Genomic DNA, 17,140 nt, shown 5'->3' with positions numbered 1-17,140 from the left:
GAGCGCAACTCACTGTCGCCAGCGGCGTACCGCCCTCGTTGTGGCGCTCATATAGACCTTCCTTTCTCCAAGTGTCAACAGCCAATATGCATTTTTTTTCATTTTTTTGATTTTTTTTCATAAAACCGAACAAAACTGCCGGTTTCGCGGGGCACTTTAACACTTATCGTGCAAAAATCGTGTAATTAGGTTCATTCAACGGCCAAAAACTGGCCGCATTCGTTCTTTAGATTGCCGGAACTCGTAGTTCCGGTTTCTTTTTTGGGTCGGTCTGTGATTGTTCTTATAATGTGCTTTTCTCATTAGAGGGTGATTATATTTTTAAAGGCGGTCATGCTCTTGGACTTTTCTTTTTGGGTTCGCTATGGCACAGTTATTGTCTTTACCGACGCTTTCATAATTACAACGGCTAGGCTTTAAAGAAATCAAGAAACGGATATTGCTTTTTTTGTTCGTGGAAACCATTTGCTGAATTAATGTTAGAAGATCGACGTTTTACCAATGATCCCGGAGAGGAACCTGCGCTTGTCACGGACGGGCGCCGGCAGCCTGATCGTCGACAAATTTCTATCCGTTGGTTGGCAGGTACCATTCTGACCGGTGTCACCTCATGTACATTGATGGGGGTTGCCTTGTTTGTAGCACTTGATGGTCGCGAACAACTCGCGACGCCACCGGAATTGATGACGCAGTCGGAACTACCGACAATCGAGGCTGAAGAATCAGAAGAAAAGAAAGTCGACCGGATTGCCCAAGTGGTGCCAAGAAAGAACTTTGATGACCGGCGGCATTTCGATTTGTCGATCATGCAAAAGCAAGGTGAAAAGGAAGTCATTCGTACCCAGCCTTTTGAACTGGTACGTATGGCGCTTGCTGAAGATCGCCCCGGTAATTTGAAATATCCGCCGTTTAATGCATTGACGATTTTTGCCGATCAAACAGTCAAGCAAGGCGAAAAGCCGGAAAACAGCCTGCAAATTTATGGCACCAAAGTTGAAACAGAGATTACACTTCACAGTGTCGACTTTGATGTGAATTCGGCTTCTTTTGATGACGCTGATAGTTTGACCACCGAACAAGCCGAACAAAATATACGCTCTGCCGGATTTGTTCTGGGAGACAATATAACCCGTGTCGCCGCACTTCATTATCTTGACCCTGCCCAATTGGGGCATTTCGGTTCAGTGAAATTTTCCGAAATGCCGGATGTCAAGATCATACAGGAAAATGTAAGCATTTCACCACGTGTGGCCCAAGCCGACAATTATGACGAATATGCCGAAGACATTATTCCCTTCAGAAAAACGCAAACCATCATCAACGCGTTGAATGATGCCAATTACGAGGGCGATGATGCCGACAGGCTTGCTCAAGCGCTAACCCGTTTCAACGGCTCGGACACACTTCATGCCGGAAATGTCTTGCGCATCGGTATCGAAACCAATTCGGCGTCGGAAGATCATCTCGTACGTGCAAGCATTTATCACGGTATGCATCATGTGCTTTCCATTTCTTTGAACGACAAAAACGAATTTATAAAAAGCAACGAACCGGAAATGACTCCGATTCTGAAAACCGCGTTCGAGGGAGGCGTACCGCTCACCCATATTAATGCTTCCAATTTACCGACAATCTATGATGCAATTTACCGGTCGGTTTTGAGTTATGATATGCCGTTGACGACTGCCCGACAACTTATTCGCGTCATGGCCAATGATGTCGACCTTGAAGATCGTGTTTCGCCAAACGATACATTGGAAGTCTTTTATGCGACTCCGGGAAAAGACGAGGAAGACAGTTCCGAACCGGAGATTCGCTTTGTCAGTGCTACATTCGGCGGCGTTACACGTAAATATTATCGCTTCCGTTCAACTGACGGAACAATTGATTATTATGATTCGCAAGGCCGCAGCTCGAAACAATTTCTGTTAAGAAAGCCTGTCCCCAATGCTATCTTCCGCTCGCCATTCGGGCCAAGAAGACATCCCGTTCTCGGTTATGTCAGAATGCATACCGGTGTCGATTGGAGCGCGCCGAGGGGTTCTCCCATTGTTGCAGCCGGTGACGGTGTTGTAACGAAAGCAGGCCCCGTTCGCGGTTATGGCAATCAAACCGAAATCCGTCATGCTAACGGATATGTCACATCCTATGCCCATCAGAACAGCTTCGCTCCCGGTATCAAAGTCGGAGCAAAAGTTCGTCAGGGGCAGATTATCGGCTATGTCGGATCAAGCGGTCTTGCAACGGGACCTCACTGCCACTTTGAAGTTTCTGTCAACAACACCAAAGTTGACCCGATGCGAATTCGTCTGCCTGATGCGAAGTCGTTACACGGAAAAGATCTGGAAGCATTCAAACGTGATCGCAACAAATTGGAGGCTCTTATCAACGGACAGGACGATCAGAAGCTTGCAGCAACGGTCACTTCCGACGATAAAGTGCGAAATCCACGTTCCGACATTTGACAGGAAACTGCTTTAAACTGCGATAAACCGGCTCACCGGATTTTTTTTATCATATCGGGTGAGCTTAAAAATTGTAAACGTCGCGGATTTTATTTCTTATATTGATTCGACAGAACCTGTTTTGGATTTATTAAAATGAGTAGTATTCGCGCAGTTTGAAGCTGCGTTTACGGCTCACCGGCCAATCAAAAATTCATCATATATTACAGGAAATCGAAAAATGATTTTTCATTCGTCAACAATTGGGCGGATGACCAATTTTTCACTTCCCGTTTGCGGAACCGTTCCGGCAACAACACCGGAATAACTGAACCCCGCTTTCGACCGGCGGGTCTGATATTATGGGTTGCCGATCCCAATTCTCTTATAAGTTCCAATTCTATCATAATAAGATAGAAAGGCTGTTCCGTGAGTTGCTGTTAGCAATACAGCCTCTAGCCTCTCTCACCGGAAAAATTCCGGCAAGCCTGTTTGTTCCGCCTGTCAGTTATTCGTAAACGAGCGCATTGTTGCGGCTGCCGAATTGGCGTCGGGACCATAATCCGATTGACCGTTAACGCCCAATAATTCCTGTAGACGGGTACGCGCGCGGCTGACACGGCTTTTTATTGTGCCGACAGCACAACCGCAAATTTCTGCTGTATCTTCATAAGAAAAGCCGGAAGCACCAATAAGGATGATGGCTTCTTTCTGGTCGTCGGGCAATTGGTCCAGAGCTTTTCTGAAATCCTGTAAATCAAGGGAACCGTATTGTGCAGGATGAACAGCGACATTTTCAGTGAAAACGCCTTCGCTGTCCTGCACTTCACGGCCTTTTTTACGCATTTGACTGAAAAACTCGTTTCTCAAAATCGTGAATAACCAGGCTTTCATATTTGTTCCGATTTCGAAACTGTCCTGTTTTGCCCAAGCTTTCATAATGGTGTCTTGAACAAGGTCATCGGCTTTATCGTGCTGACCACTCAAAGACACGGCAAAAGCGCGCAGAGACGGTAAAATTGAAAGAAGTTCACGTTTGAAATCAGGATTATGCGGGCTCATGGGTTTCACTTTCCCATATCAATTTTGGCTGCCTTGTTCGGCTTTATCAAGCTTTTCAAGAAGATCGAGAAATTTTTCCGGTATTTCTTCTTCCTGAAGAGCTGTATAAAACTGCCGCAACTTAACCGCTATTTCGCTATTGGATCCAAGCAGATCATCTTGCGGACCGAAATTCTCGGAACCGTTTTTTTCCTTGCCATCATCCATCTTAAGTCCCTTAAAAATGACGCCATCCGTTAATTTATAAAGAGTGTAAAAAAATACACTTACCTTAAAGAATATAGAAGTGAGTAAAAAGTTCCAAGGGGCTGGAACTTTTTTATTATTCATGAATTAATCTTCCAAACACACCCTCATGCGGGTACACTTTCAGGGGCAGAAGGAGTTCTTATATGACCTTATCAACGCGTATTGCACCGCATCTACCTTACTTGAGAAGATTTGCGCGTGCCGTTACCGGATCTCAAACTTCGGGTGACGCCTATGTTGCAGCTATGCTTGAAGCATTAATTGCCGACATTTCTATTTTCCCTGACACATCTTCCGACCGCATAAGCGTTTATCGGTTGTTTTGTGAATTATTCGATCAGACAACGCCGAATATTGCAGAGCCATTACCGCAATTCGGTGTCGAGCAGAAGGCAAATGCAAAACTTTCCTATCTCACTCCCAAGGCCCGTCAGGCATTTCTGCTCATCGCTGTTGAAGGTTTCAGCGATAAAGAAGCTATGAAAATTATGAATGTCGATGCTCAAGAATTCAGAAAATTGCTGAATGATGCTTCGAATGATATTTCCGAACAGGTCGCAACACGCATCCTTATTATTGAAGATGAACCGTTAATTGCTATGGATATCGAGCAACTGGTTGAATCGCTTGGTCACCAGGTGGTCGGCATTGCACGTACACGTGACGAAGCGGTTTCACTGTTCAAAAAGGAAAAACCCGGAATGGTTCTGGCGGATATTCAACTTGCCGATAACAGTTCGGGCATTGATGCGGTCAATGACATTCTGGAAACCGATGAAGTTCCGGTCATCTTTATTACCGCATTTCCCGAACGTCTCCTCACAGGTGAGCGGCCCGAACCGACATTCCTTGTAACCAAGCCTTTCAATCCCGATATGGTCAAAGCGTTGATCTCGCAAGCGCTTTTCTTCCAAGAAAATGCATCACGGAAGTAACAAAAGTGAAGCTTCAAAACTATCCCAGACAAAAGGTTATTCGTTTCTTATGACATCGGCTCCCCGATCAGCACCTGCCGTTGAAAGATTGCATGTGAGTGCCTTGGCACAGGCCATTCACGGAGCCGATATTTTTGTACTCTATCAAACGCCCGATTTTATCTATCATTGGGCTGAAAATTTGCCTGATATACTCGCGAACAAGTGGTTTGCCGGATGCCGTGAATCGGATTTTCTATCCGAAACACTCGCCGATAATATGAAAACTGTAAAATCGCAGGTTCTTGCAACAGGCAAGATGCAAACATTAGAAGCGCGCTTTGAAAATAGCTCGAACCGGATTTTGTGGTATAAATTTTCTATCGATTGTCATCGCAACGATCAGGGAGAAATTATCGGTTTATTGACGACGGGCGTCAATGTAACAGAATTACGGCGACGCGAGCAGGTACTCAAAGCTTTATTGAGAGAAGTAAGCCACCGTTCCAAAAATCTTTTAGCCATTATCCAGAGCGTGGCCGGCCAGACTGCCCGTTATACCGATTCATTGCAAACATTTTTAAAGAAGTTTCAGGGGCGCATACAATCCTTGTCGCATTCGCAAGATCTGGTCACAGATTCGGATTGGCGCGGTGCGCATTTCAGGGAGCTTTTTTTAAGCCAGGCTTCAAGCTACCTCGGGAGCGAACGTAAACGCTTTACGATCGAGGGAGAAGATCCCTATTTGTTCCCTGGTGCAGCCTTGCACATCGGTTTGGCGTTTCACGAACTTATCATCAATTCTCTTTCTTATGGTGCTCTCTCCAGACCTGACGGTTCGATACGTGTGACAAGCCGGATCAGCAAGGATAAAGGGCAGCCTTCCCACCTTTATATTTCCTGGTATGAAGTTTTTTCACCCGATCAAACCCTGGACGATGATCGCAAGGCCTGTTTTGGCAGCGCAGTTCTCGAAAAAATTGTTCCGGTTTCTGTCGATGGAACAGCAAGTCTCGAATTTACCGATGACGGTGTCGTTTATCATCTGACTTTGCCTGATACCTATTTTGATTTTTACGGCTGATCGCATTCGCGCTCACAGAAATTTTTTAATATCCTGCTTAAAAGGATAGCGGTTCTTGCGCGCCAAATTCAAACCTTTTTATGAAATATGTTTTGTTCTGGAACAAATAACCGGGTCAACCGTTTATTAATTATAAAACAAACGTAAATCCAGCCGTTCAATACTGTATCTTTTCTGAAGGGGTCAATTATGAATTCCGTCATTGCTGTCATGTTGCTTGTTTCCTGTACAGATGGTTTTTCTGCCTGCAATGCCTCTGATGATATGGTCAAGGTTTTTCCGACACACGAAGCCTGCGAAGCAGCGCTTTTGCCTGCGGTCAGCCGTGTTGGACAGACCAACGAGATGGTTTTCGGTAAATGTATCAAATCCGATCCGGACTTTATCAACGGCGATTTGAGTATTTATTGGCGGGTCGACCAGAATGGCGATTTCATTGTCGAGCTTTCCAACGAGGACAGTGAAGAAGAAGAGCTCACTGTGCCACTTGAAAAACTTGAAAAACCGGTGGCGGGTAAACCGGTAACCAATAAGCCGACTGCCTGATTTCAATAAAATCTTTTCTGATAACCGGATTTGACTTTCTGTTTCCGGTTTATCTTTCCCCTTAACACTTTATATACCACGGACTAAAAAATATATTTTCCATTGAAAGATCACCTCGAAACTCGTAAATGCGGTGCACTATCAATGGAGAATGTTCAATGCGCGATGATTACCAGTCAGGTTACGACGATATGGATTATCAGGATCCCTATAATCAGCAACCAACACAGCCACAAGCGCAATTAGACCCTGCAGTTGAAAAAGTAAGACGCAAACTTATGCGTTTGATGATGATTTCAATCGGAATAACAATCGTTCTGATTTTGATTATTCTGGCAGCGGTCATTTATAAAGTGACATCTTCACCTTCAGAAAAAACACCGACTGAAGTCAGCAAAACAGAGGCTAGTCCCGTTCCCAATGCAGAAACCGAAGCGACCTCTGAAGCCAAAACAACACAGCCGGCCGTTCCGGAATTTATCCGGCGTTCGATTGCCCTTCCACAAGGAACCCGCATTCTCTCGCAGAGCCTGTCGAACGATATGATTGCGCTTGAAACATTGACACCTGAAGGCAATACGGAACTTGTGATTTACGATTATCGCCAAGGGCATCTGGTTGCCGGAATCACGGTTGATACATCGCCGGTTGCCAAACAGCCGGTTGAAGAACCGACACCACAAAGCCAGCCCGCACAATAAAAAGATTTCAAATTTTATTCAAAAGAAAAGGCCGCTTCAAAAAGCGGCCTTTTCATCATCTCATGATCTTATTTCTTGTCTGTTTTACGGTTTGCATTGGAAGTTTTTCCATCACCCGCCTCTTCGGTCTTTTCGGCAACTTTTTCTTCAACTTTTGCCTCATCGACCGGATGCGTTGGCGTTGGCGTAAAGATCAAGCGATCGGAACCACGGGATATATTGACTGTCGAACCATCAAGAATATCACCGATCAGCAGCCTTTCAGCGAGCGGATCCTGAACTTCTCTCTGGATAACCCGTTTAAGTGGCCGTGCACCATAAGCCGGGTCATAACCCTTGTCGGCAAGAAATTCACGAGCACTATCATCAATAACCAGTTTGATCTTCCGGTCTGACAACAATGATTGCAAACGTTGCAACTGGATGTCGACAATGGCTCCCATTTCTTTCCGGTGCAACCGGTGGAACAGGATGATTTCGTCAACACGGTTGAGAAATTCCGGTCTGAATGCGGCTTTAACCACTGCCATAACATCGTCACGGGCTTTCTCGGCTTCGTCATTATCGTCAAGTGCTGTCAAATATTCGGCACCCAGATTCGATGTCATAATGATGAGCGTATTGCGGAAATCGACTGTGCGCCCCTGCCCATCGGTCAAGCGGCCATCATCAAGCACTTGTAAAAGAACGTTGAAAACATCCGGATGGGCTTTTTCAATTTCATCGAACAGAATGACCTGATAGGGCCGACGACGAACCGCTTCTGTCAAAGCACCGCCTTCTTCATAACCGACATATCCCGGAGGAGCACCAATCAAACGGGCAACCGAATGCTTTTCCATATATTCCGACATGTCGATACGAACCATTGCGGTTTCGTCCTGAAACAGGAATTTTGCCAGAGCCTTGGTGAGTTCTGTTTTACCAACACCTGTTGGCCCCAGGAAAATGAACGAACCAATCGGCCTGTTCGGGTCTTGCAAGCCCGCACGTGCACGACGTACCGCCCGCGAAACAGCCTGTATTGCTTCGCCCTGTCCGACAACGCGTTTGGCAAGCTCGTCTTCCATTCTCAGAAGTTTCTCACGCTCACCTTCAAGCATGCTGTCAACCGGAATACCGGTCCAGCGCGATACAACTTGCGCAATATGATCGGGTGTGACGGTTTCTTCCAGAATCGAGCCGTGATTTTCCTGACTTTCAGCCTCTTCCAATTGTTTAGCCAATTGCGGAATGATGCTGTAGGAAAGTTCACCGGCTTTTTGGTATTCACCGTTACGTTGTGCAATAGCCAGATTGTTGCGTGCTGCTTCCAATTGTTTCTTCAATTCGGCAGCATGACCCAGTTTCTGTTTTTCCGATTGCCATTTTGCTGTGATTTCATGCGATTGTTCTTCAAGCTCGACCAATTCATCTTCGAGTTTTTCCAAACGATCTTTCGAGGCAGGATCGGTTTCGGCTTTCAAAGCTTCCCGCTCGATCTTCAACTGCATGACACGGCGGTCAATTTCATCGAGTTCTTCCGGTTTGGAATCAACCTGCATACGCAGCCTTGAAGCCGCTTCATCAATAAGGTCAATTGCTTTATCGGGCAAAAACCGGTCGGTAATATAACGATTCGACAAAGTTGCCGCAGCAACAAGAGCCGAGTCGGAAATCCGGACTTTATGATGTTGCTCGTATTTTTCTTTAATGCCACGCAGAATAGAAATCGTGTCTTCAACCGTCGGCTCGTCGACAAAGACCGGCTGGAAACGACGTGCAAGAGCCGCGTCCTTTTCAACATATTTGCGATATTCTTCGAGAGTCGTCGCACCGACACAATGCAGTTCACCACGGGCAAGAGCCGGTTTTAAAAGGTTCGACGCATCCATTGCGCCATCCGATTTACCGGCACCGACCAATGTGTGCATTTCATCAATGAACAGAATAATTTCGCCATTTGCAGCCTGAACTTCGGTCAAAACCGCTTTCAGGCGCTCTTCAAACTCGCCACGATATTTTGCACCGGCAATCAATGCCCCCATATCGAGAGCCAAAAGCGATTTATCACGCAATGTTTCGGGAACATCACCATTGATAATACGCAATGCAAGCCCTTCGACAATAGCTGTTTTACCAACGCCTGGTTCACCTATCAGCACCGGATTGTTTTTGGTGCGCCTTGACAGGACCTGAATTGTCCGGCGGATTTCTTCATCACGCCCGATGACCGGATCAAGTTTCCCCTCGCGCGCATCCTTTGTCAGATCACGCGCATATTTCTTCAATGCGTCATACTGCGCTTCGGCATTGGCCGAATCAGCTGTGCGTCCTTTTCTCATCTCGTTGATCGCCTTGTTTAACGCCGTTGGCGTAACCCCACTTTTTGAAAGAATTTCTGCTGTTTTCGCTTTCGGCTCCATCAGCAAAGCCTGTAAAAGCCGTTCGACCGTTACAAAGCTGTCTCCTGCTTTTTCAGCCAGTTCTTCGGCTTTCGTAAAAACCTTTGCCAATGCTTCCGACATATAAAGCTGGCCATTGCCACCACTCACCTTGGGCAATGCCGAAAGTGCCGTAGCCAATGCGTCTTTTGCAGCTTTTACGTTGCCACCGGCCTTCTCTATCAACGATGCACAAAGGCCTTCATTGTCGTCTAGCAACACCTTTAACAAATGTTCCGGAAAAAACTGCTGATTATCAGACGATAAGGCAAAATTTTGTGCAGATTGTAGGAACCCCTGCACGCGCTCGGTATATTTTTCTAAATTCATTCTCGTCTCCTTTTCCCACAATCCATAAATGGCCTTATGGGCTTGAAGTGACAGACTCCCGTTAAGGCAAGCCGTACTCGTTACCTGATATGGTATTGACGGTGAAATTCGACAAGATCAAAAATAGTCAAGCCGACAAACAAAATGTGCTCTCTGAAAAGAAATAAAAACAAGCGCTTTTATTTGGAAAAAGTCTGGCTTTCATTTGCCGGAATAATATCCAGAGGAATTGTAATACCAAGTTTTCCCAGCATATTTTTAAAGTCCTGAACACCATAACCGGCGCTCTCGGTTACCAGCCCTTGAATAAAACCGCTTCCCTCTTCGCTTTTTCCAAGTTTGGCAATAACGCTTTCGGCTGGATCAAGAAAACAGCATTGTGGCGCTGCTTTTTCAAAAAAGCTTTTGAGCCACGGCAAATGGGTGCTTGAAAGTGTGCACGTATCAACGGCCGGATATTGTTCCAACAAATCGGCCATGAAACGGTCGACTTCGGCTTGTGTCTTTAGAGGATCAAACAGGAAAGTGCCGCTTTCCACCAGCTCGACCATAGAAGACGCATTGACGAGGGCGACATTTTCCGGACGTTTGCTGTGTTTCTTCACAAATGCTCTCCCCATGGGGCTTGCAACCATAGAAGCAACCCCCATAATTGCCACGTGACCGCTCCGGCTTTTTCTTTCTGCTTCTTCAAGTGGCGGAAATACCCCATAAAGCGGCACAGGGCAGCACTCTTTCACATCGTCGAACACCATAATAGACGGCGCATTTGAAGCGATAATGATGGCGGAAGGGTCGTAATGCATCAACCGTTTGAAGGTCAACTTCATTATATCGGTAAGCTCTCCGGCTGTTTTTTTCCCGTAAGGGAAATTGGCCCGATCGGCAAAATAGATAATGTCGCGTTGTGGTTGTTTTCTATGTAACAGATCAACAATGGCATAAGAACCAATGCCCGCGTCAAAAATAGCAACCGGCTTTATCATATTCATTCTTGTTCATCCGCGTTGTTGAATGGCTTTCCCGGCAATATATAAGCACCTTTCAGCCAGCGGTTAAGGTCGATTGACCGGCAACGCTCCGAACAGAACGGATAGGCTTCACGGATTGAAGGTTTACCACATTCCGGACATGGTCTGGGCGAACGCAAAGGATATACTTTTGCAGTTTCTGAAACCTCGCCATTTTTCGACGTAGCCATTTTCAGACCTCATCTTTCTGCCAATGTTCAAATACGGGATAATTCTGTGTCGTCAACAATTCAACTGTTTCGGCAAGCGGCAAGCCGACAATACCGCTATATGAACCGGATATTTGCAGGGCAAAACAACCGGCCCTGCCCTGAATAGCATACCCGCCTGCTTTTCCTTGCCATTCGCCGGATTGCAAGTAAGCTTCGATAACCGCCCGTCCAAGGCGCTCGAAACGTACTCTGCTTTCAACAAGCTTATGGTGGCTTTTACCTTTGGCATTAATAAGACAGACACCGGTATAAACTTTGTGGGTGCGCCCTGAAAGAAGCCGCAAACATTCACGCGCTTCATCTTCGTCAACCGGTTTGGGAAGAATTCTGCGCCCCACTGCAACAACTGTATCGGCAGCAAGCACCAGAGCATTTTCGAGATCCGGCAAAACCCGAACCTTTTCAGCGCCTCTTTCGGCTTTTTCTTTTGCCAGTCTACGCGCCAAAAAACGCGGATGTTCCAGACGCCGCGGTGTTTCGTCAATATCGGCAGGGTGCAAATGATCGGGATAAACCCCGATCTGCCGCAGCAATGCCAGACGACGCGGAGAGGCTGAAGCAAGAACAAGTTTGACTTTCGCCAAAGAGTCTTCTTCAGGCATAGCAGCACTTTCGGTCATATTATTTATAACGGTAGGTGATCCTACCCTTTGTCAGGTCATAAGGTGTCATTTCCACCATGACCTTGTCACCTGCGAGAACTCTGATACGGTTCTTGCGCATACGCCCTGCCGTATGGGCGATGATTTCGTGATCGTTATCAAGCTTTACGCGGAACATCGCATTGGGTAAAAGCTCTGTAATCACGCCGGAAAATTCCAAGACTTCTTCTTTGGCCATAAATTACCTATTTCAAGACTGTTTATTTTGATCAAAATTTGACAAACGGCCTATACCGTCCATCCAGTTGGGGCGAACCTACCCTATTCTCGGCCATTTGTGAACAACTGAATCAAAAGAGCGCAACGGTTTGTGCCGGTTTTTATCTAAATTGGCACTATTTATTGCCGAAACGCGCCAATATCCGTTTCTTCAGGTTTTCCCGAATATCCCGATAGGCATCGAGTATTTGTTCACGCGAGCCTGTTGCAAGTGCCGGATCGGGTGTGGGCCAATATTCGACATCGACCGAAAAACCGCGCATCTGTTCGAGCACTGCGTGATGGGCTTGCGGGGTGAGTGTGATAGCGAGATCAAAATAACCATCCGACAATTCTTCAAGCCCGCGCGGGTTATGTTCTTCCATGGAAAGCCCGTCTTCAGCAATAACTGCCGCTGCAAAAGGGTCGCGGTTACCTTTGACAACGCCGGCCGAGGCGACATAAATATCAGGAAACATTTTGCGCGTCAGTGCTTCGGCAATGGGCGAGCGTATCGCATTCTGTCCGCAAACAAAAAGCACTGATGAAGGGCGTGTTGACTTCCGGTCTTCGATCATTGTCACCCTTTCCAGTATAAAACGCAAAGAAGGGTGAAAAGGCGCCGCGCGGTTTTGAAATCCATATCTATTTTCCCCCGCAGCCGTTCTTCCAGAGTGGTCGAACCTTCATTGTGCAAACCGCGACGCCCCATATCAATGGCTTCAATTTTTGTGGGAGTTGCAGACCGGATAGCCTCGTAATAGCTATCACAAATAAGATAATAATCTTTAACAATGCGTCGAAACGGCCCAAGCGATAATATATGGGTGGTTACCCATTCGCCATTTTCACGGGAAATATCGAAAACCAGCCGCCTGTCGACAAGTGACAATTTTAGCTTATAGGGGCCGGTTCCAGTGTCGCCTACGGGCTTGAAACTATTTTCTTCAATCAGATCGAAAATAGCGACAGCACGTTCATGTTCTATTTCGGGCGTTGACCGCCCGATCGTTTCATCAAGTTCAACATCGATTAGACGTGCCTTGTCCACATTCCCCCTCCCTTTTTAGCCTAGAGGTTCAATCTTACTGCAACCGACCGCCCGTGGGCTTCCAGCCCTTCGGCATTGGCAAGCTCTATTGCAGAAGGGCCAAGTTTGCGCAATTCATCGGCTCCAAGTTTTAAAATCGAGCTGCGTTTCATATAGTCAAGAACCGAAAGACCCGATGAAAACCTCGCTGAACGAGCCGTCGGCAATACGTGATTCGACCCCCCTACATAGTCACCGATCACTTCCGGCGTATAGCGCCCGACAAAAATGGCTCCTGCATTGCGTATCAAAGGCAAAAAGCGGTCAGGGTCTTCAACTGCCAGTTCGAGATGTTCCGGCGCGATACGATTGGCAAGCGGAAACGCACTTTCAAGATCATTGACAAGAATAACCGCGCCAAAGTCCTGCCAACTGGCAGAAGCTGTTTTGCCGCGTTTCAATGTCGTCAATTGTGTTTGAACCGCCTTCATGACATCGTTTGCAAAAGCTTCGTCATCGGTCATCAGAATGGATTGGGCGGCTGTATCATGTTCGGCTTGAGCCAATAGGTCGGCTGCTATCCAGTCGGCATCGTTCATTTTATCGGCAATCACGAGAACTTCCGAGGGACCGGCAATCATATCGATACCGACTTTGCCGAAAACCTGTCTTTTGGCAGCAGCAACGAAGGCATTACCGGGGCCGACAATTTTTGCCACCGGCTTTATGGTTTTTGTACCATAGGCAAGAGCTGCCACCGCTTGCGCCCCGCCAACACGATAAATCTCGCTGACACCGCCAAGTTTGGCTGCGGCAAGAACCAGCGGATTGAGCTGGCCATCCGGTGTCGGAACCACCATAACAATACGCTCGACACCGGCCACTTTAGCCGGAACAGCGTTCATCAAAACCGAACTCGGATAACTTGCCGTACCACCCGGCACATAAAGCCCGACCGATTGGACGGCTGTCCAGCGCCAACCGAGTTCGACACCGAGAGGATCTACAAACCGTTCATCCTTCGGCAATTGTTTCCGGTGGTAAACAGCAATACGGTCATGGGCAAGCTTCAGCGCATCAAGAGTCTTTGACGGAACAAGCTTGACCGCTTCATCAATTTCTTCCTCGCTGATTTTCAGCCCTTTTTCTTTTAAATCCACGCGATCGAATTTTGCCGAATAGTCGATCAGCGCTTTATCACCCTGTTCCCGAACAGTTTGAATAATGGTGCGGACTGTATCATCAACGCTTTGGGAAACTTCCCGTTTTGAATCAAGGAATACACGAAACTCGTTTTCAAAATTTGTCGATGTCTGACGAAGAATTTGAACCATTCTTTTTCCTGTCGAAAAAACTATCTGTGATGGGGGTTGGCCTTGGCTTGCCATACGGGACCAAGGTCGGTCAATTGTGCTTCAATACATTCCACTTCAAGGCGGATAGCCGCTTCACCGGAAAAAATCAGCGTTACAATACCGGCAGGAGGAAGTGTTGGCTGGAATTGCATCGTCAGAAGTGACAAAACATTGTCTTTTTTGTCGCGATTGAAACCACGGCTTTTGACACTCAAAACACGATCGAAACGAAGAGCTGTGCGGTGGCGTTCTCCGGTTTTTGCACGCGAAAAAAAGCCCCCCTTCATCTGTTCTTCCCATGCAAAACGGTTGAGTGCCGCGATAAAACGCTTTTCATTACTGCGCCAGTCAAGATCGCCAACCTTGACAACAGCATCCTGCAAATGCGCCGACAAGACCTCCAAATCCTCATCATCCATGGCTATCAATTTCAAAAGTGGCATCTTACCAACCTATTTTAGTTTTATATTATCCTTCTGTCGACAAGAAAGATATTGTCATTATCCACTGATGCGTTCAATCTGTGCACCACAATTTGAAAGTTTTTCTTCCAGACGCTCGAAGCCGCGGTCGAGGTGATAAACACGATTGACCGTTGTTTCCCCTTCGGCTGCAAGTCCGGCTATGACGAGAGAAACCGAAGCGCGCAAATCGGTTGCCATAACCTGCGCACCTAATAGACGGTCGACACCTTCAACCGTTGCCGTTTGCCCCACAAGCGAAATATGGGCTCCAAGTCGGGCAAGTTCCTGAACGTGCATGAACCGGTTTTCAAAAATTGTCTCGGTGATGTGCGAAACACCTTTTGCACGTGTCATCAACCCCATAAATTGCGCTTGCAAATCTGTCGGGAAGCCTGGAAATGGCTGGGTTTCTATATCGGTCGGAACAATGTCAAGGCCGTTTCTTGCAACCCGTATTCCCTCATCACTTTCCTTTATTTCAAGTCCGGTTTTGGAAAGCGTATCGAGTACCGAACGCAAATAATCGGGGCGTGCGTCTTTCAGCATGACATCACCCCCTGTCATGGCAACCGCCATGGCATAGGTACCGGCTTCAATACGATCGGAAATAACTTTGACGCGTGCGCCAGAAAGCCCCTCGACGCCTTCGATATAAATCGTCGGGGTTCCGGCACCTTTGATTTTTGCTCCCATTGCATTAAGGCATTCGGCAAGGTTGACAACTTCCGGTTCGCAAGCCGCATTGTGTAAAACAGTATCGCCTCTTGCCAGACATGCTGCCATCAGCATGGTGTGAGTGCCTCCGACAGTTACCTTCGGAAAAGTAAATTCGGCAGCCCGCAGCCCTTTTGGCGCTTTGGCATGGACATAACCATTCTCGATATTGATTTCTGTGCCAAGTGCTTCAAGCCCTTGAAGGATAAAATCAACCGGACGGGTACCGATTGCGCAGCCACCGGGGAGCGAAACGCAAGCTTCTCCCATGCGGGCAACCAATGGTGCAATAACCCAGAAACTTGCCCGCATTTTCGAGACAAGCTCGTAAGGTGCACGGGTTGTCACAATCTGTCGTGCCGTAAAATGGACCGTTCGGGAATAGGCTCCATCCTGATGTTGGCGGCGGCCATTTACCGAATAATCGACACCATGATTGCCCAGAATTCTGATAAGCTGCTCGACATCGGCAAGGTGGGGAACATTATCCAGTGTCAACGTATCATCGGTAAGCAAAGAGGCAATCATCAACGGCAATGCTGCATTTTTTGCACCTGAAATGGGTATAACCCCATTTAAACGGTTCCCGCCGATAATTTTAATACGATCCATTCCGCAAGGCCTTTCTTTGTTTTTCCTGTTGGTAGCCGGATATACCGGTTTCCGTTTGTTCTTTAAAAATAAATCATGGCACAAACGGGACCTGATACGCACTTAACGTCACACACAACCGGCATAAAACACAACCGGGCACATCCGACAAGACAAGCCCGGCTTTTACAAGATTAAACCGGCAGTGGCAAATTGATCCGACAAATCCGGCTGATCCGCCGGATCCGGCCAATCCGGAATTATTCTGTCGAAGAATGTTTCAGCTCTTCCGCCTTTTCATGTCCGGTGTTTTCACGCACTTCATCGCGCCCGCGCGCTTGCTGCTTGCGCCGAACGAGATTGGCGCGCAATTGTTGAGCCAGCCGTTTCTGGCGACGTTCCTGGGCAATCGAATCTGCCATCCTTCAAACCTGTTGAATTTTGTTAAAAAACGCTTCCGGCATAACACCATGTAAAAAAAATTGCCAGACAAAGAATATTATCCCGATTTTTCTTACGAGAAAAGTGAATGTACGCTTGCCTATTTCTTTACAATGTGGCAGAACGCCGCCCGAAAACTGTTTTTATTGGCTGCGGTAGCTCAGTGGTAGAGCACTCCCTTGGTAAGGGAGAGGTCGAGAGTTCAATCCTCTCTCGCAGCACCAGTAACCTTCCTTCTTGAAATTTCGGCATTGTTACCGATCATCTTTCATCACTATTGTTACCGGTCATCGTTAAAAAGCAATGCGTGAATCATTTACGAAAAAATCGGAAGATGACTTCGCTGCAATTCGGCAAAAGCAATTATCCGGTCAGGAGAGACGGGAAAATCTTCCCGAATTTCAAAAATGCATGTGCCAAATACATATCGGGGAATAACAATTCAAAATATCGCGCTCGGTGCGTTCCAAACCTATAAATTCAGTGCATTCCGGTTCTCTAAATAATGAGAATAAAAAACTGTTCTCTTTTGAACGCCGTTTCAGTCCGGATATTCGATAACAGTCGACATTGTTTGAATAATGTGACGGCACACAGAATAAAGGCTGCCTTTTTCCTGCCTCCAATTTGGTCTAGAAAACGGGTTCTTTGATTTAAACGAATTTATGACAATAGATTTGCGCGGTTCA

The 17,140-nt window shown here is 46.9% G+C and carries 18 protein-coding genes and 1 tRNA gene; 6 read left to right on the top strand and 13 right to left on the bottom strand.

Features of this window, described 5'->3' with window-relative positions:
- Window positions 1–476 precede the first annotated feature (476 nt).
- Window positions 477–2,465, top strand: a complete 1,989-nt coding sequence (locus H3S94_RS05380) for a M23 family metallopeptidase (protein WP_198240449.1) — start codon at window positions 477–479, stop codon at window positions 2,463–2,465.
- Between the two features lie 483 nt (window positions 2,466–2,948).
- Here H3S94_RS05380 and H3S94_RS05375 read toward each other — a convergent pair whose 3' ends face one another.
- The gene (locus H3S94_RS05375; protein WP_077993887.1) at window positions 2,949–3,506 is read right to left on the bottom strand and encodes an RNA polymerase sigma factor; all 558 of its coding nucleotides are present in this window, start codon (window positions 3,504–3,506) and stop codon (window positions 2,949–2,951) included.
- An 18-nt stretch (window positions 3,507–3,524) separates the two neighbouring features.
- On the bottom strand, window positions 3,525–3,836 hold the full coding sequence (locus H3S94_RS12100; RefSeq protein ID WP_369805164.1) for a NepR family anti-sigma factor: 312 nt from the start codon (window positions 3,834–3,836) through the stop codon (window positions 3,525–3,527).
- 62 nt (window positions 3,837–3,898) lie between these two features.
- Between H3S94_RS12100 and H3S94_RS05365 the strand changes: the two genes are divergently transcribed.
- The 4 genes from H3S94_RS05365 to H3S94_RS05350 all read left to right on the top strand — a co-directional run bounded on the left by H3S94_RS05365 (window position 3,899) and on the right by H3S94_RS05350 (window position 7,000).
- Complete coding sequence (locus H3S94_RS05365; protein ID WP_198240448.1) at window positions 3,899–4,690, top strand: response regulator; 792 nt, start codon at window positions 3,899–3,901, stop codon at window positions 4,688–4,690.
- 49 nt (window positions 4,691–4,739) lie between these two features.
- The gene (locus tag H3S94_RS05360) at window positions 4,740–5,753 is read left to right on the top strand and encodes a sensor histidine kinase (protein ID WP_198240447.1); all 1,014 of its coding nucleotides are present in this window, start codon (window positions 4,740–4,742) and stop codon (window positions 5,751–5,753) included.
- A 189-nt stretch (window positions 5,754–5,942) separates the two neighbouring features.
- Window positions 5,943–6,299: a hypothetical protein gene (locus tag H3S94_RS05355; protein WP_077993891.1), complete on the top strand. Its 357-nt coding sequence runs from the start codon at window positions 5,943–5,945 to the stop codon at window positions 6,297–6,299.
- Window positions 6,300–6,457: 158 nt separating this feature from the next.
- Window positions 6,458–7,000, top strand: coding sequence for a hypothetical protein (locus tag H3S94_RS05350; protein ID WP_246786408.1), 543 nt, complete (start codon window positions 6,458–6,460; stop codon window positions 6,998–7,000).
- 68 nt (window positions 7,001–7,068) lie between these two features.
- Here H3S94_RS05350 and clpB read toward each other — a convergent pair whose 3' ends face one another.
- The 11 genes from clpB to H3S94_RS05295 all read right to left on the bottom strand — a co-directional run bounded on the left by clpB (window position 7,069) and on the right by H3S94_RS05295 (window position 16,432).
- Entirely contained in the window at window positions 7,069–9,753 is a 2,685-nt protein-coding gene (clpB, locus tag H3S94_RS05345; protein WP_198230284.1) for an ATP-dependent chaperone ClpB, read from the bottom strand.
- Window positions 9,754–9,932: 179 nt separating this feature from the next.
- Window positions 9,933–10,745 carry a glutamate racemase gene (locus H3S94_RS05340; protein WP_198230285.1) on the bottom strand — a complete coding sequence of 271 codons (813 nt, stop codon included), beginning with the start codon at window positions 10,743–10,745 and terminating at the stop codon, window positions 9,933–9,935.
- Entirely contained in the window at window positions 10,742–10,954 is a 213-nt protein-coding gene (gene yacG, locus H3S94_RS05335; protein WP_077993896.1) for a DNA gyrase inhibitor YacG, read from the bottom strand. The genes H3S94_RS05340 and yacG overlap by 4 nt, the downstream gene beginning before the upstream one ends.
- Window positions 10,955–10,956: 2 nt before the next feature.
- Complete coding sequence (locus tag H3S94_RS05330) at window positions 10,957–11,616, bottom strand: Maf family nucleotide pyrophosphatase (protein ID WP_077993903.1); 660 nt, start codon at window positions 11,614–11,616, stop codon at window positions 10,957–10,959.
- Between the two features lies 1 nt (window position 11,617).
- Window positions 11,618–11,836 carry a translation initiation factor IF-1 gene (gene infA, locus H3S94_RS05325; RefSeq protein ID WP_075869273.1) on the bottom strand — a complete coding sequence of 73 codons (219 nt, stop codon included), beginning with the start codon at window positions 11,834–11,836 and terminating at the stop codon, window positions 11,618–11,620.
- 157 nt (window positions 11,837–11,993) lie between these two features.
- On the bottom strand, window positions 11,994–12,434 hold the full coding sequence (locus tag H3S94_RS05320; protein ID WP_077993905.1) for a low molecular weight phosphatase family protein: 441 nt from the start codon (window positions 12,432–12,434) through the stop codon (window positions 11,994–11,996).
- Between the two features lie 2 nt (window positions 12,435–12,436).
- Entirely contained in the window at window positions 12,437–12,907 is a 471-nt protein-coding gene (locus tag H3S94_RS05315; RefSeq protein ID WP_077993907.1) for a UPF0262 family protein, read from the bottom strand.
- Between the two features lie 20 nt (window positions 12,908–12,927).
- A complete protein-coding gene (gene hisD, locus H3S94_RS05310; RefSeq protein ID WP_198230286.1) occupies window positions 12,928–14,220 on the bottom strand; it encodes a histidinol dehydrogenase in 1,293 nt (430 codons plus the stop codon).
- 20 nt (window positions 14,221–14,240) lie between these two features.
- The gene (locus H3S94_RS05305; protein WP_077993911.1) at window positions 14,241–14,684 is read right to left on the bottom strand and encodes a DUF2948 family protein; all 444 of its coding nucleotides are present in this window, start codon (window positions 14,682–14,684) and stop codon (window positions 14,241–14,243) included.
- Window positions 14,685–14,741: 57 nt separating this feature from the next.
- On the bottom strand, window positions 14,742–16,031 hold the full coding sequence (gene murA / locus H3S94_RS05300) for a UDP-N-acetylglucosamine 1-carboxyvinyltransferase (RefSeq protein WP_077993913.1): 1,290 nt from the start codon (window positions 16,029–16,031) through the stop codon (window positions 14,742–14,744).
- 239 nt (window positions 16,032–16,270) lie between these two features.
- A complete protein-coding gene (locus tag H3S94_RS05295) occupies window positions 16,271–16,432 on the bottom strand; it encodes a hypothetical protein (RefSeq protein WP_188318049.1) in 162 nt (53 codons plus the stop codon).
- A 168-nt stretch (window positions 16,433–16,600) separates the two neighbouring features.
- Here H3S94_RS05295 and H3S94_RS05290 point away from each other — a divergent pair.
- Window positions 16,601–16,675 (top strand) — tRNA-Thr (locus tag H3S94_RS05290).
- Window positions 16,676–17,140: the final 465 nt, after the last annotated feature.

It is taken from the genome of Bartonella sp. B10834G3 (genome assembly GCF_016102505.1).
GTDB lineage: Bacteria > Pseudomonadota > Alphaproteobacteria > Rhizobiales > Rhizobiaceae > Bartonella > Bartonella choladocola.
Note: the sequence above shows the minus strand (reverse complement) of the source record. Positions and strands in the feature narration are given on the sequence as shown.

Bases quoted from the DNA above. Each gene is read 5' to 3' on its own strand.
- H3S94_RS05355 (WP_077993891.1), top strand. From the start codon at position 5,943: ATGAATTCCGTCATTGCTGTCATGTTGCTTGTTTCCTGTACAGATGGT.
- clpB (WP_198230284.1), bottom strand. From the start codon at position 9,753: ATGAATTTAGAAAAATATACCGAGCGCGTGCAGGGGTTCCTACAATCT.
- H3S94_RS05350 (WP_246786408.1), top strand. From the start codon at position 6,458: ATGCGCGATGATTACCAGTCAGGTTACGACGATATGGATTATCAGGAT.
- H3S94_RS05305 (WP_077993911.1), bottom strand. From the start codon at position 14,684: ATGCCACTTTTGAAATTGATAGCCATGGATGATGAGGATTTGGAGGTC.
- H3S94_RS05320 (WP_077993905.1), bottom strand. From the start codon at position 12,434: ATGATCGAAGACCGGAAGTCAACACGCCCTTCATCAGTGCTTTTTGTT.
- H3S94_RS05380 (WP_198240449.1), top strand. From the start codon at position 477: ATGTTAGAAGATCGACGTTTTACCAATGATCCCGGAGAGGAACCTGCG.
- H3S94_RS05295 (WP_188318049.1), bottom strand. From the start codon at position 16,432: ATGGCAGATTCGATTGCCCAGGAACGTCGCCAGAAACGGCTGGCTCAA.
- H3S94_RS05330 (WP_077993903.1), bottom strand. From the start codon at position 11,616: ATGACCGAAAGTGCTGCTATGCCTGAAGAAGACTCTTTGGCGAAAGTC.
- yacG (WP_077993896.1), bottom strand. From the start codon at position 10,954: ATGGCTACGTCGAAAAATGGCGAGGTTTCAGAAACTGCAAAAGTATAT.
- H3S94_RS12100 (WP_369805164.1), bottom strand. From the start codon at position 3,836: ATGAATAATAAAAAAGTTCCAGCCCCTTGGAACTTTTTACTCACTTCT.
- H3S94_RS05340 (WP_198230285.1), bottom strand. From the start codon at position 10,745: ATGAATATGATAAAGCCGGTTGCTATTTTTGACGCGGGCATTGGTTCT.
- hisD (WP_198230286.1), bottom strand. From the start codon at position 14,220: ATGGTTCAAATTCTTCGTCAGACATCGACAAATTTTGAAAACGAGTTT.
- murA (WP_077993913.1), bottom strand. From the start codon at position 16,031: ATGGATCGTATTAAAATTATCGGCGGGAACCGTTTAAATGGGGTTATA.
- H3S94_RS05360 (WP_198240447.1), top strand. From the start codon at position 4,740: ATGACATCGGCTCCCCGATCAGCACCTGCCGTTGAAAGATTGCATGTG.
- infA (WP_075869273.1), bottom strand. From the start codon at position 11,836: ATGGCCAAAGAAGAAGTCTTGGAATTTTCCGGCGTGATTACAGAGCTT.
- H3S94_RS05365 (WP_198240448.1), top strand. From the start codon at position 3,899: ATGACCTTATCAACGCGTATTGCACCGCATCTACCTTACTTGAGAAGA.
- H3S94_RS05375 (WP_077993887.1), bottom strand. From the start codon at position 3,506: ATGAGCCCGCATAATCCTGATTTCAAACGTGAACTTCTTTCAATTTTA.